Here is a 13338-nt window from a genome sequence, read left to right as displayed (position 1 = left end):
GCACGAGGCCTTGCGCATCGCTCTTTCTTGGGTCCACTCGCCCCCCTGACAGGTCCTACCCAGGGACAATCACCGACTCTACCTTTATTGAAGAAGGTCGCCTGCCCGAAAGCCGGGCGCCCAGTCGGTGCTCTCATGATGACAACGAAGACAGAACTCCGGAAGTTCGTAGCGCCCGAGATCGTCTACGGCTCGGGCTCGCGGTGTCTGGTGGGCCGCTATGCGCGCAACCTCGGAGCGACCCGGGTCCTCATCGTGTCCGACCCCGGCGTGGTCCTGGCTGGCTGGCTTCGGGAGATCCTCGCGTCTCTGGAGAGCGAGGGGGTGCGCTACCACCTCTTCGTGGGCGTGAGCTCCAACCCTCGGGCCGAAGAGGTCCATCAGGGAGTCCAGGTCTACCAGCAGGAGCACTGCGACGCCATCGTGGCGGTCGGGGGCGGCAGCCCCATGGATTGCGCCAAGGGAATTGGCATCGTCCTGGCCAACAAGGAGCACATCCTCACGTTCGAGGGCGTGGATCGGATCGTCAGACCGATTCCTCCCCTCATCTGCGTCCCGACGACCGCGGGAAGCTCGGCGGATGTCTCCCAGTTCGCGATCATCACGGACACCGAGCGCCGTCTGAAGGTGTCCATCATCAGCAAGGCGATCGTCCCCGACATCTCGCTCGTTGACTACGACACCACGAAGACACTCACCCCCACGCTCATCGCCTGCTGCGGCATGGATGCCTTCGTGCACGGGATCGAGGCTTTTGTCTCGAATGCCCATTCGCTCCTCACGGATGTGTATGCGCTCGCGGCGATCTCGCTCATCTGGAACAACCTGCCGGCGGCCATGAAGAACCCCCTCGACGAGGTCGCTCGCTGTCAGTTGATGGACGGCAGCCTCGAGGCCGGGCTCGCCTTCTCGAATACCTCCCTCGGCGCCATTCACGCCATGGCCCATGCCCTGGGAGGGCTCATCGACAATCCTCACGGCGAGGCGAACACCCTCCTCGTCGACCACGTGGTGGCCTTCAACTACGAGGCGGCACCCGAGCGCTTCGACCTGATCGCGGAGAAGCTGGGGCTCGAACCCGCCCGGCTCGCGGCGGGCAAGCGCAAGGAGGCCCTTCTCTCCGCGCTCCGGCAGCTCAAGCACGACGCGGGCCTCGAGCTGAAGCTGCGGGACAGAGGCATCTCACGCTCAGATATTCCCTTGCTCGCCCGGCATGCCCTCTCGGACCCCTGCATGGCAACGAACCCACGTCGCTTGACGCTCCGCGACGTGGAGGTGATGTATGAGCAAGCCTTTTGACGAAGCGCCTGAAGGGCCCATGACCTGGGAGGCCCTGAGAGACTCCATCGTCGGGCTCGGCGAGCACTCGATTCGCAAGAGCTACTACGGCGCGCTACAGGAACGCCTCACCGAGCTTGCCCGCTTCCGGACCCTGCTCGATGAGATCCAAGAGGCCATCATCGTCACGGAGCTGCCCGGCCTCCGCGTCCTGGATGCCAACCGGAAGGGGCTGTGGGTGCTCGGTGCCTCCAATACCGCGCAGCTCTGCCGGCCGCTCGAATCCTATTTCGCCCCGAACGAGTGGCGCATCCTCGAGGCGTGCGTCCACCCGGGCGAGCGTGAGCCCAGGCAGGGCCCGGGGTTGCTGTCGCTCCGACGGGAGGGCGAGGAACGGGTGCTCGAGCTCTCCATTCGTCAGGATACGTTCGGCCAGCGCCAGTATCTGGTCATCATCGCTCGCGACATCACGGAGCGGATGAGGATCGAGCAAGCACTCCTCGCGGCGAAGGAGGAGGCGGAGGCGGCGGCGCGAGCGAAGGCGCAGTTCCTCGGCATCGCGTCCCATGAGCTTCGCACCCCCCTCACCTCCCTGATGCTGCTGCTTCAGCAAGGGGCCCGGAGGACCGGACAGGAGGTGTGCGGAGGCGAGCTGATCAACCGGATGCTCCGCCTGGCCCGCCGGCTCGCCGTCCTGGTCGAGGACCTGCTCGAGGTCTCCCGCCTCGAGCACGATCAGATCGTCATGAGGCCCACGCACATCGATCTGAGGACGATCGTGGCCGATGTGGTGGCGGACTTCCGTGCCCGTGCACCCACCCGGCATATCAGTGTTCGGCTGCCTCCAGAGCCTGCCTATGTCGAGGCGGACACCACCCGTGTCGTGCAGGTGCTCTCGAATCTCCTGGAGAACGCCGTCAAGTACTCACTCGAGGGAGCACCCGTCGAGGTCCATCTCGAATTGATGGAGGGAACCGCGCGCGTGTGGGTCAGCGACCAGGGACCCGGAATCCCCGAGGAACGACGCGCCCAGCTCTTCACGCCTTTCGGACGCCTGAGGGAAGTGGGGCAGGATTCACCGGGGCTTGGCCTGGGTCTCTATATTTCCCGCCAGCTCGCCGAGCTCCAGGGAGGGAAGTTGGAGCTGGCACCACCCCATGGCAGGGGCACGACCTTCACCTTCTCCCTGCCACTCCTCTCCTGGTCGTCCCAGAGGGATGCGGACCAGGGACACGCCCCCCAGACGGCCGGATGAAGGCGGTGCACGCGGGTCCGTAGCCGCGGTGGCCGGCCGTCCGGTACAGCCGCATATATTCAGCGTCCATCCGCTCCAGCGTGAACTCGGCCTGGTACGTCGCCACCGCGCGCCGGCTGAACTCCGCTCGCAGCGGCTCATCGTTCGCCAGCCGCACGATGGCCTCGGCCATCGCGGCGGAATCGCCCACCGGGGCCAGCAACCCACTCTTGGAGAGGTCCATCACCTCGCGCATCCCACCCACATCCGTCAGCACGGCGGGCAGGCCCAGGCTCATCGCCTGCAACAGCGACATGGGCAGCCCCTCCGACACCGACGACATCGCAAACACATCCGCCCCACTGAAAAATCGCGCTGTCTCCAACTGTTGTCCGTGAAAACGTATCCGCTCCGTTGCCCCGAGTTCTCGCGCCAGCGCCTCGAGTTCGCCGCGCACCGGACCGTCGCCCACCACATCGAGCCGAAGCCGCGGAACCCGCTCCGCCGCCAGGGCCACCGCGCGGATGAGCGTGCCCAGATCCTTGATCTTCGCCAGACGTCCCACAAACAACAGACGGAACTCGTCCGCCACGCGCTCCACTGGAATCCGCTCGATCGCGGACGTACCGTTGTAAACACGGACAACCTTCTCGCGCCGCGCCAATGGAGCGGAGCGCAGATTCTCGCACGTCACCTCGCAGATGCCCGCCACCCAGTCCAGCCACAACCAGGACCACGCGCTGAACTTGACCTCGCCCGCGCGGTCATACGGCGGAGACACCAGGCTGTGACGCGTCGCCAGCACACAGTCCACCCCGGCGAGCCGCGCGCCCATCGCCGCCTGCAGCGTCGGCGCGGGATTGTGGCAATGCACCACATCGGGCCGCAGTCGGCGGAACAGCTTCAAGTAGCGCAGCATCGTCTTGGGAACGGGCGCCTCACCCATCACGTGGACCGTGAAGCCCTCCTCGCGCAGCACCTTCCCCAGCGCGCCCAGCTTGTCGTACGCGCACACCTCGACCTGGTGCCCGTTGCCGCGCTGCATCCGGCACAGCTGCGCCACCAGCATCTCCGCGCCGCCCATCTCCATGTTGTAGACCACGTGCACAATCTTCATCGCGCTCTCCACCCTGCCGGCCACGCCGAACCCACACTCGGCCCCTGACCTCGCCGACAGCGCCCGTCACCACACCTCGAGCTCACATCCAAAGGATCTCTGGCGTGAACGTCCTCCTCATCACATTTTCCTTCCCGCCCGTCGGTGGAGTCGGCGTCCTGCGAGCCCTTTCCCTCGCCAAGTACCTCCCCTCCGAAGGCATCCGCGTCGACGTCCTCACCGCTCGCAACGCGCCCGCCGTGGGCCGCGATCAGGCCCTGCTCCAGCAGGTCCCCGCCGACGTGACCATCCATCGCACCTGGACGCTCGATCTTCCCTTCACCCTGCGCAAGGGCATCAAGAAGCTGCTCACCCGTGGCAAGGCGCCCAGGTCCTCCTCCGCCCTGGCTCCCGCGGGCAGACCCGGGCTGATGAATCGGCTCCAGGGCCTCATCGCCAACCTCCTCCTTCCGGATCCACAGATTGGCTGGCTGCCCTTCGCCTATCCCGCCGCCCGGCGCATCATCCGCTCGCGGAAGATCGACGCCGTCATCATCACCGTGCCGCCCTTCTCCAGCGTCAAGCTCGCCGCCCGCCTGCGCAAGGCCTTCCCGGCGCTGCCCATCGTCCTCGACTTCCGCGATGAATGGCTCACCACCACCCTGGAGCTCGTCTCCTTCAACAGCAACGAGCGCGCCCGTCGCATCGCGCGGCAGACCGAGTCCGAGGCCGTCGACGCCGCCACCGCCGTCGTCGCCGTCACCCGCAACGCCGCCGACGAGCTGCGCAAGCGCTACCCGCATCAACCCGCGACCAAGTTCCTCACCGTGCCCAACGGCTACGACGACACCCCGTCGCCGCGGCTCCACACCGAGCCAAAGCGGGTCGACAAGGTCACCCTCACCTATATGGGCTCCGTCTACGGCACCACGGATCCGCGCACGCTCCTCGAGGCCGTCGCCGGGCTCCCCGCCGACGTGCGAGACAGGCTGCGCATCCGCTTCATCGGCCACGTCGAGACGCCCGCCTACCGACAGGCCCTCGCGGCTCTCGCGCCCACCGTCGAGCTCGTCGGCTTCCTGTCCATGTCCGAGGCACACCGGCAGCTCGCCGCCTCCCACTACGCCCTGCTCATCACGCGGGATCCCATCAACGTCTCGGCCAAGTTCTACGACTACCTCGGCGCGGGCAAGCCCATCCTCGCCGCCGTCCACCCGGAGGGCGAAGTGCGCCGCCTGCTCGACGAGACCGGCGCCGGCGAATGGGCCAGCATCAACGATCCCGCCGCCCTCCGTCAGCTCCTCGTCGAGGCCGTGAACCGCGTCACTCCAGAGGGCAGCGTCCCCTATCGGCCGAGTCCCGAGGCCGTGGCCGCCTACCACCGCAAGCCGCTCACCCGCCGCTACGCCTCCCTCCTCCAATCCTTCTCGCAGGAGCGCGCATGAGGATCGCCGTCGTCACGCAGTACTTCCCCACCTCCGCGCAACCCTGGGCCGGCCACTCCGCCTACCAGACCCTCCGGCTGCTCGCGAGGAAGCACGACCTCGAGGTCTTCTATCCCGAGTCGCGCTATCCCCGACGCCTCACGCCCAGGACGCGGACCCACGGCGCACTGGATCCCTCCTGGCAACCCGCCGACGTGCGCACCCACTACATTCCCTACACCGCGCTCCCGCTCATCTCCCGCGCGTTCAACGGCTCCAGCATTGCCCGCGAGCTGCTTCCGCACGTGCGCGCCTTCCGTCCCGACCTCCTCCTGAGCTACGTCATCTATCCCGATGGCTACGCCGCCGTCCGCATCGGCCAGGAGCTCGGCGTGCCCGTCGTCACCACCGCCATCGGCTCGGATCTCAACCGCATCAGCGGCCGCCTCGTCGCGCACCACACGCGCCAGGCGTTGCGCGAGGCCACCCACACCACCACCGTCAGCGCGGACCTGCTGGTCACCGCCCGGCGCCTCGGCGCGGCTCCCGCTCGCTCCACCGCCATCCTCAACGGCTGCGACACCACCGTCTTCCATCCACGCGACCGGCGGCAGGCACGTGCCGTCCTGCAACTCGCGCCTGAAACCCAGGCCGTCGTCTACGTGGGCCGCTTCGACCTGCGCAAGGGCCTCGCCGAGCTCATCGAAGCCACCGCGCGGCTGCGCGCGAAGCGCTCCCAGTTGCACTGCTATCTCGTCGGCGATGGCTCCGACAAACCCGCCCTCCTCGAGCTCGTCGCGAAGCACCAGGCCGGGGACTTCGTCCACTTCATCCCGCCCTGCCCCACCGACCGGGTCGCCCTCTGGATGGCCGCGGCCGATCTCGTCACGCTGCCGAGCTACAAGGAAGGCTGTCCCAACGTCGTCATCGAGGCGCTCGCGTCGGGACGCCCCGTGGTGGCCACGTATGTCGGTGGCATCCCGGAGCTGATGGACAACTCCAGCGGCCGTCTCATCCCGACACACGATGCCGCCGCGCTCGCCGCCGGGATCGACGAGACGCTGTCCACTCCCTGGGATGCGGCTGAACTCGCGCGTCAGCACGGCCGTTCCTGGCAGGACGTCGCCAACGACCTGGAGACCGTCCTGCTCGAGACGCAAGGCCAACGCCAGGACGCCCGGCGCATGGCTTCCTAGCCGCCATCCAAACAGCGCCATGCGAAGCGAAATCCTGGTGAGACCGGAGCAGCCCCATGAAGCCGAAGCCATACGGCAGGTGAACGCCCGCGCCTTCGGGCGCGACGCGGAGGCCGCGCTCGTCGATGCGCTTCGCGGCGCGGGGGGAGTCACGCTGTCGCTCGTCGCGCGGGTGGGCGAGCAGCTCGTCGGGCACATCCTGTTCTCTCCCGTCGAGATCGACAGGGGCGGCAACCAGGACGTCGCCGTGGGCCTGGCCCCCATGGCCGTGCTCCCGGACCACCAACGGCACGGCGTCGGCTCGCGGCTCATCCGCGCCGGACTCGACCGGCTGCGCGAGGCCGGGCACGGAGCCGTCGTGGTGCTCGGGCACCCCGACTACTACCCGCGCTTCGGCTTCTCACGCGCGAGTCACTTCGGGCTGCGGTGGGAAGTGGAGTGTCCCGACGAGGCCTTCATGGCCCTGGAGCTTCGCGAGGGCTTCCTGGGAAGGCGGCCCGGCATCGTCCGCTACCGGCCGGAATTCAGCGCGGTGTAACGCCCGCCTCCCCCGCCAACGAACACGTCCTGGGTGCGCCACCCCCCTCACGTGCGCACTCGACCCTTGCTCCGGGGTCTTTTGGTCGATAAACATGTCAGTCAAAAAACACGGAGAAGCGGCCCATGCCTCGTACGGCGGAGCAGTTCGAGCAGCTCAAGGGAGAGCGTCGGCAGGCACTGCTGGGCGTGGCTCGCCGTGTGTTCGCGCGTAAGGGATTGGCGGCCGCCAAGATTGGCGAGATCGCCGCCGAGATGGGCATCAGCTATGGGCTCGTCTACCACTATTTTCCTCACAAGGAGTCGCTGTTCGCCGCGGCGATCGAGGACGCGCTCCAGACCGGGGAGGCATTCTTCGCCTCGAGGTGCTGCTTCGCCTCGTGAAAGCAGGAGCACCACCAGCCACCGAGACGAGACGGCACGCTCCCGCTTCACGCCACCGCCCCGCCAGGACATAAGCCAGTCAAATCCTTCCCTTCCGCGTACGCGTTTGAGCCCCACAAGGAGACCCCCCATGCATCGCTTCGCCTCCAAGTCCCTGCTCGCCTCCCTGTTGCTGGGGAGCAGCCCGTCCCTGGCCGCGCCACCTCCCGCCTATCGACAGGAGGTGGTGGTGGCCGGCTCTCCCTTCCAGGGCGTCCATGGAATGGCCCTCGATGGCAAGGGACACCTGCTGGCCAGCAATCTGCTTGGCCAGACGGTCCACTCCATCGACTTGAGCAGTGGCGCGGTGTCCACCCTGGTGGGACCGCCGCTGGGCGGCGCGGATGACGTGACCCTGGGGCCCGATGGCTCCATCTACTGGACCGGCTATTTCTCCGGCAAGTTGATGAAGCGCACCCCGGATGGAACGACACGCGCCATCGCCAAGGATCTACCGGGCCTCAACTCGCTGGCCTTCCGCCGTGATGGCAGGTTCTACGTCACCCAGCTCGGCCGGGCCGATGCGCTGTGGGAGATGGACCCGAGCGGGAAGAAGCCACCTCGCCAGGTCATCTCCCAGCCCGGCTTCCTCAATGGCTTCGAGTTCGGCCCGGACGACAAGCTCTACGGCCCGCTCTTGCTCAAGGGGCAGATTGCCCGGGTGGACGTGGACACGGGCAGCATCGAGACCGTGGCGGAGGGCTTCGCGATGCCGGTCGCCGCCAACTTCGACTCCAGCCGCGAGAACCTCTACGTGGTCGACTCGGCGCGGGGCGAGCTGGTCCGCGTCCGGGTGGCCACGGGAGACAAGCAGGTCGTCGCGAAGCTGCCCACCGGGCTCGACAACCTGGTGGTGGGCCCCGATGACCAGGTGTACGTGTCCAACATGGTGGACAATGACATCCACGTGGTGAATCCCGCCGATGGCTCCATCCGGCCCGTGGTCGAGGCGCGCTTGAGCGTGCCCTCCGGCCTCGCCGTCGCGCCGGATGACGAGGAGGAGCAGCTCTACGTGGCGGATGTGTATGCCCTTCGCCGGGTGGGTGGGCGTGATGGAAGGATTACCCAGACGACCCGGGCCCTCTCCACCCGGATGACCTTCCCGATGAACGTGAGCCTGGGCGCCAAGCACGTGGTGCTCAGCAGTGCCTATCTCGCCAGCGTGCAGGTGCTGGATCGGGCCACGGGAGACATCCTGCGGACGATTCCCAACACCAATGGCGTCCAGGGCGCGCTCGAGCTGCCCGATGGCACGCTGCTCGTCGCCGAGGCCTCCACGGGCCGGCTCGTGCGGGTGGATGCCGCCGAGCCCGCGGGGACCACGGTGCTCGCCGAGGGCCTGGAGGGGCCGGTGGGCCTCGCGGCCGACACGGAGGCGGAGGAGCCGGGGGTGTACGTCACCGAGGTGCGCTCGGGGAAGGTGACCCGGGTGCGCCTGTCGGACGGCGCCAGGCGCACGGTGGCCAAGGGCCTCAAGGCTCCCGAGGGCATCGCCCGGCATCCGGACGGTTGGCTGATCGTCGCCGAGGTGGGCCGCAAGCAGCTGGTGCGCATCGATCCAGCCACGGGGCGCTCCACCGTGATCGCGAGAGGCCTGCGCATCGGTCTGCCCGAGAGCGAGGGCCTGCCGCCAGGCTACCTCCCCACGGGGGTCGCCGTGGGCCGCTCGGGGACCATCTACCTGACGTCCGATATCGAGAGCGCCCTCTACCGGTTCGTGCCCGCGCCCTGACGGGGCGGCACGCCCTCAAGACTCGGGGTGTCCCGTGTCCACCCGGGATGCCCCTCGACCATGCGTTCCGGTGACACGCTTGCCCGTGGAGCCGTGCTCCTCGCGTGGGGGCATGGCGCCCCGCCCCCCTTCAGCAAGCAGCCCGGGGTAGCAACGACGCGAACGGAGGATCGGTATAGGTCACGTCCCAGCGACTACCTCGGCTCGTGAGGTCCCGTCACGCGCTCGAACGACACTCCCAGATTCCCAACGCGTTCGAGTGCGTTCTTGATGTCCTCCGACACGATGAACGCTGTCTTGAACTTCTTCAGCCGGAAGACCTGCTCGCCCTCCGTCCTCGCGGGGTCAATCCGCAAGCCGTAGATCCAACGGTACTCACCCGCGTACTCAGTGAAGGAGCCCTCGGGGTAGTGCTGCACCTCCCGGCACCCTGCCTCATCTATGCAATCAACCACCTTGGTTGCGTTCACGACGAAGTACCGTTCGGACTCCCCCTCTATCGACACCGGAAGAAGCTGGACCTCATCGGGAGCCAGTGTTTTGAAGACATTCGCGATGGCTTGGCTGGCAATGGGGGCCTTTTCTATTACAGAGAACACGAACGCGCGCTTCTCGCCTGGGGTAGAAATCTGGGCCTTCATCCGCCCCGGTTCTTCAAGCACACGACCATCAGCGAACATCCAAGGCTCATCAAACGCCTCACCCGAATCCCGTGTCGGCGTCTCGAGCAGCCATTGCGGCACATCACCAAGTCTCACCCAGTAGAAATGATGCTCCACCTCACCACTCCCCCTTCACAATGAGGCGCCGCAACGGAGAGTCCGCCATCAGCAGCTCATCGGCGACCTTCGCAAGCTCCTCCATCAAACTGGCCCGACAGGTTTCGGTCGTCCGGCATCGCTCGACGGATCGCTCTAGCCGCTCCACCACTTCCTTGTGGTAGCGCTCGGGGTGAGGCCCCTCGTGCCCCTTGAGCCGCACCTTGTTCGCGACATCTTCGAGCGTCATCCCGGCCTTCTTGAAAACCTTCTCGCACCGTGGCGTCCAAGGCCCACCCGTAGTAGCCGAAACCAGGTTCTTGTTGGCGCAGATATGGTGGACCGGGCCCTCGGCGTCACCCGGCATACCGTTCGAGTACATCGCGACGGCGGCGGTCGCTCCAGGAGCGAGCGCGACGTCGAGCACACCAGCGGCAGGCAACGAGATTGAGCCCACCCCGCCATTCAGTGCCGCCTCGAGCTGGAATCCCCCCTCGGCCCGCGCGCGGATGGCCGCCTGGGAGAAGCCGGGAAGCCTGGGGCCCTGGGCCGCCATCGCGCTCTTGCCACCAAGCCCCGCCGTGACGAGCAACACCAGGACGCGCGTGCCGTTCGTTCCCAACACCCGTCCGAACCGCTGCCCGATGTCCTGCAACTCGATGACGCTCGTCGCCTTCCCGGACTCTTCCCACAGCCGGACGAACCCTTGGCCCATCTCCCAGACCGGAATCACACCGAGGTAGGCCACCAGCGCCGCCGTCAACGCCACCGCGATGGCCTTGGTGACGGGCTCGGGCAGCGTCATCGTGAGCAGCACGGTCAACGCGGCCGAGGTCAACATCGCCTTGAGCGCTACCGGATTCAACATCTTGCCGACCTCCACCTCGACGCTCTCCCAGACGGTATCGAGCGCGAACGACAGGGCCATCAGCGTCCGATCCTTCCGCCCGAACGACAATCCCGTCCCTCCTACCAGGGTCAAGCAGTCGTCCGTGTCGGGGCAGATGCGCGCGTACAACGACTCGGGGGAACTCGCCGCCCCCGAATCAGCGAGGCCCTTCGAGGACGCGAGGAGAGTCCTGGACCGCACCCAGCCCCGCTGGTCCGCCTCGGTGAGGTCCAGGTCCTTGGCCACCTGGGGCAGGCTCTTGCTGCCCTCGCGCACCAGCCGGACCGCATCGGCCCTGAACTCCGGGGTGAAACTCCGCCTCTTCCTTCGCTCCATGAACACTACCTCCCGTGTAGCCGACTCATGAGGTGTGTCCACAAAACCGGGGCAGGCTCACTTCTCCATCCCTTTGCACCAGCCCTCCCCCTTACATAGGGCCCCCACTCCGCCTAGAGTCATAGTCCCGAGGGGGGGTTCGCGATGATACGTCGGCCGCTGATGTCTCTGTTACTGCTGCTCGCCCTATGCACGGCCTGTCCGGAAACGTGGCGGAAGGGTAGCCGTATCGACAGGGCGTTGGCAAAAGACGTCGAGGCCGCGTGGAGGGGGCGGCAACGCCCTCCCTATTGCATTTTCTCCCAGAACGAATGGGTGAAGGAATGCAGTGACGACGAGGATTGGGACAAGCCAGACGCCTGCCATCCCGAGTGTGGGCCCTAGCATGTTGGGAGACGGAGGTATCCGGACCTGGCTCGCGGTCCTCGGTGGCATGCTCCTGCCACTGCCTCTGCTGTGGCTTTTCTCTTCGCTGCCCGGAAGCTATTCCTCGCGCGCATCGAGAACATCCACGCTCGCGCTCGTTCCCATGCTCCCGCCCGCGGAGCGGGAAAGTACCCTGACCTATGGCCGCGAGTGCCGCACCCACGGCGATTGCGATCCCCGACTGCGCTGCTTCTCCACCCCGACGCTGGAGTCCAGCTACTGCGTGGACAGCCGCTGCGTCACGGACAACCACTGTCCGGAGGGCTCCTCCTGCCAGACATACCCCGTGCGCGACCGGCAGGAGGGAATCCGGGTCTGCTCGGTGGTAGGCCGAAGGCAGGAAGGAGAGCTGTGCTCTTCCTGGTCGCGAGATCCGGAACTGGGCTGTGAGCGGGGGCTGCTCTGCCATACCCGGTGTGGCCGTCCTTGCGAGCCAGACAACCCCTCCACCTGCCCCGAGGGCTTCTTTTGTGAAGAGGCCCGCGAGGGCGCGGCGTGCCAGCCCACTTGCGAGGGACGTGCCTGCCCCGAGGGGCAGAGGTGTATTGGCGTGGGAGGAAAGCGCTCCATCTGCGCGAAGGTCCACGGAAGGAACTGTCGATCCGAGCCCTGTGGTCCCGGCCAGCACTGCTCGGTGAGTGCCTACCCCCAACCCGCGCGGGAGGTGTGGATGCAGTGCACCCAGACCTGTGGCCTCAAGGCAACGCCTCCGTGCCCCGAGGGAAGTGTCTGTGAAGACAACCGATGCCTCGCGCGATGTTCACCCGATGGCCGCGCGGAGTGTGACGAGGGATTCAAGTGCACGGGCCCTCCGGGTGGCCCCACCGTCTGTACACCAGACGTTCCCTCAGCCCTGCCGTAATGGCGCCACCGGAGAAGGGGCCGGCATCGCCAGCCTCGTCACCACCCTACGTCACGCGGGCCAGAGACCCACGGCCTCCTGCCATCCCATTTCTTGAGAAACTCCCAATTCCTGGAAAAAATAATTTTCTCGTCAGGACGGCTTGGAATGAGGTGGCTCCGGGGATAAATTGAATCGAGTCATCAACGTCGCGCGGGAGTCCTGACCATGCCGCCCATTGACCGATATCCACGCCCCAACATGTTCACCCAGCGAGATCATCACTACTCCATGGGCAGGCCGACGAGTACGCACCAGCGGCAGTTCCTCAACGAGGCCGAGGAGAATGCCGCGTACCAGTCAGACCGACACACCGAGGCGCTGTACGCGCGGGGGGAAAGTCGCGGGTATTCCAGGGCGGAGGTGGATGCGGGACGGAGGCGGATGGCCGAGACGCATAGCACCATCAACTTCAACCCCGCGATGCGGCTGGACGACGGCACCTCGGTGATGGAGGCGATGGCCGATGACGACTACCACCGCAACATGTTCGAGACCAATCTCAGCGGGGCGCAGCTTGGCCAGGCCCAACGCCAGACCGTCGAGAACTCGCTGTACGACAACCACTACCGCGGGGTTCCGGCCTACGCCCACCCCTCGTACGGCGCGCTCAACATGACCGACAGTCCCCATGGCGTGGCGCCCTTCGCCGGCGACGCCCACCTGAGAGTCAGGCCGGAAACCCACGACCGGGCCACGTATAGCTATTTCGACTCGGCGCGTGCCAACCGGAGAGATGACCTGGGGACGCGCAACCACAACGACCACGTGCTCTACAGGACCACCAATCACACCTTCGACAATGTGATGGGCAGGCGCCCCTCCAGCCCCGCGGATCCGCATGGCGATTACGTCGAGGTGCAGTACCACGGAAGGGTACGCTACGACGAGGACGTCGACAGCCTGAACGTCCACAGCAGGCACCGCGACACCGACGTCGGGACACAGGCACGCCGCTTCCGCGACAACCACGACACGAAGCTCTACTGGGTTGACGATAGTGGAGAGAGGCGCCGCTCCTACGGGGGTGACGGAGGTTACGACCGCCACGAGGGTTATTACCGCTGAGGAAGCACTTCGTGGGGGCTGGCCCCCTCGGCTCCCCCGC

Annotated in this window: 11 protein-coding genes; 8 read left to right on the top strand and 3 right to left on the bottom strand. The window is 66.7% G+C overall.

Annotation, left to right across the window (positions count from 1 at the left end):
- Positions 1-135 precede the first annotated feature (135 nt).
- Together ercA and CYFUS_RS14695 are read left to right on the top strand one after the other, a co-directional pair.
- Complete coding sequence (ercA, locus tag CYFUS_RS14700; RefSeq protein ID WP_095985801.1) at positions 136-1299, top strand: alcohol dehydrogenase-like regulatory protein ErcA; 1164 nt, start codon at positions 136-138, stop codon at positions 1297-1299.
- Positions 1283-2533: a PAS domain-containing sensor histidine kinase gene (locus CYFUS_RS14695; RefSeq protein ID WP_095985800.1), complete on the top strand. Its 1251-nt coding sequence runs from the start codon at positions 1283-1285 to the stop codon at positions 2531-2533. The genes ercA and CYFUS_RS14695 overlap by 17 nt, the downstream gene beginning before the upstream one ends.
- On the opposite strand, the gene CYFUS_RS14690 is transcribed toward CYFUS_RS14695, so the two are convergent.
- The gene (locus CYFUS_RS14690; RefSeq protein ID WP_232537556.1) at positions 2454-3629 is read right to left on the bottom strand and encodes a glycosyltransferase; all 1176 of its coding nucleotides are present in this window, start codon (positions 3627-3629) and stop codon (positions 2454-2456) included. The two genes, CYFUS_RS14695 and CYFUS_RS14690, sit on opposite strands and share 80 nt — an antisense overlap.
- Before the next feature lie 104 nt (positions 3630-3733).
- Here CYFUS_RS14690 and CYFUS_RS14685 point away from each other — a divergent pair, with 104 nt between their 5' ends.
- The 5 genes from CYFUS_RS14685 (at position 3734) to CYFUS_RS14665 (ending at position 8920) form a co-directional block, all read left to right on the top strand.
- On the top strand, positions 3734-5053 hold the full coding sequence (locus tag CYFUS_RS14685) for a glycosyltransferase (RefSeq protein WP_095985799.1): 1320 nt from the start codon (positions 3734-3736) through the stop codon (positions 5051-5053).
- Positions 5050-6228 carry a glycosyltransferase gene (locus CYFUS_RS14680; protein WP_095985798.1) on the top strand — a complete coding sequence of 393 codons (1179 nt, stop codon included), beginning with the start codon at positions 5050-5052 and terminating at the stop codon, positions 6226-6228. Before CYFUS_RS14685 ends, CYFUS_RS14680 begins: the two co-directional genes overlap by 4 nt.
- A 19-nt stretch (positions 6229-6247) precedes the next feature.
- Positions 6248-6766, top strand: coding sequence for a GNAT family N-acetyltransferase (locus CYFUS_RS14675; protein ID WP_095985797.1), 519 nt, complete (start codon positions 6248-6250; stop codon positions 6764-6766).
- A 125-nt stretch (positions 6767-6891) separates the two neighbouring features.
- Entirely contained in the window at positions 6892-7149 is a 258-nt protein-coding gene (locus CYFUS_RS14670) for a TetR/AcrR family transcriptional regulator (protein ID WP_095985796.1), read from the top strand.
- A gap of 130 nt (positions 7150-7279) precedes the next feature.
- Positions 7280-8920, top strand: a complete 1641-nt coding sequence (locus CYFUS_RS14665) for an SMP-30/gluconolactonase/LRE family protein (protein WP_095985795.1) — start codon at positions 7280-7282, stop codon at positions 8918-8920.
- Positions 8921-9114: 194 nt separating this feature from the next.
- Here the strand turns inward: CYFUS_RS14665 and CYFUS_RS14660 are convergent, their stop codons facing one another.
- Both CYFUS_RS14660 and CYFUS_RS14655 read right to left on the bottom strand, forming a co-directional pair.
- Positions 9115-9699, bottom strand: coding sequence for an imm11 family protein (locus tag CYFUS_RS14660; RefSeq protein ID WP_198316579.1), 585 nt, complete (start codon positions 9697-9699; stop codon positions 9115-9117).
- 1 nt (position 9700) lies between these two features.
- On the bottom strand, positions 9701-10903 hold the full coding sequence (locus CYFUS_RS14655; RefSeq protein WP_095992000.1) for an AHH domain-containing protein: 1203 nt from the start codon (positions 10901-10903) through the stop codon (positions 9701-9703).
- Between the two features lie 1495 nt (positions 10904-12398).
- On the opposite strand from CYFUS_RS14655, the gene CYFUS_RS14650 reads away from it, so the two are divergent.
- Complete coding sequence (locus CYFUS_RS14650) at positions 12399-13298, top strand: DUF3626 domain-containing protein (protein ID WP_095985794.1); 900 nt, start codon at positions 12399-12401, stop codon at positions 13296-13298.
- Positions 13299-13338 lie beyond the last annotated feature (40 nt).

The sequence above is a fragment of the Cystobacter fuscus genome (assembly GCF_002305875.1).
In the GTDB taxonomy this organism is placed as follows: domain Bacteria; phylum Myxococcota; class Myxococcia; order Myxococcales; family Myxococcaceae; genus Cystobacter; species Cystobacter fuscus_A.
Note: the sequence above shows the minus strand (reverse complement) of the source record. Positions and strands in the feature narration are given on the sequence as shown.

Coding starts and splice junctions, on each gene's coding strand:
- ercA (WP_095985801.1), top strand. CDS start 136: ATGATGACAACGAAGACAGAACTCCGGAAGTTCGTAGCGCCCGAGATC.
- CYFUS_RS14695 (WP_095985800.1), top strand. CDS start 1,283: ATGAGCAAGCCTTTTGACGAAGCGCCTGAAGGGCCCATGACCTGGGAG.
- CYFUS_RS14690 (WP_232537556.1), bottom strand. CDS start 3,629: ATGAAGATTGTGCACGTGGTCTACAACATGGAGATGGGCGGCGCGGAG.
- CYFUS_RS14680 (WP_095985798.1), top strand. CDS start 5,050: ATGAGGATCGCCGTCGTCACGCAGTACTTCCCCACCTCCGCGCAACCC.
- CYFUS_RS14675 (WP_095985797.1), top strand. CDS start 6,248: ATGCGAAGCGAAATCCTGGTGAGACCGGAGCAGCCCCATGAAGCCGAA.
- CYFUS_RS14670 (WP_095985796.1), top strand. CDS start 6,892: ATGCCTCGTACGGCGGAGCAGTTCGAGCAGCTCAAGGGAGAGCGTCGG.
- CYFUS_RS14665 (WP_095985795.1), top strand. CDS start 7,280: ATGCATCGCTTCGCCTCCAAGTCCCTGCTCGCCTCCCTGTTGCTGGGG.
- CYFUS_RS14655 (WP_095992000.1), bottom strand. CDS start 10,903: ATGGAGCGAAGGAAGAGGCGGAGTTTCACCCCGGAGTTCAGGGCCGAT.
- CYFUS_RS14650 (WP_095985794.1), top strand. CDS start 12,399: ATGCCGCCCATTGACCGATATCCACGCCCCAACATGTTCACCCAGCGA.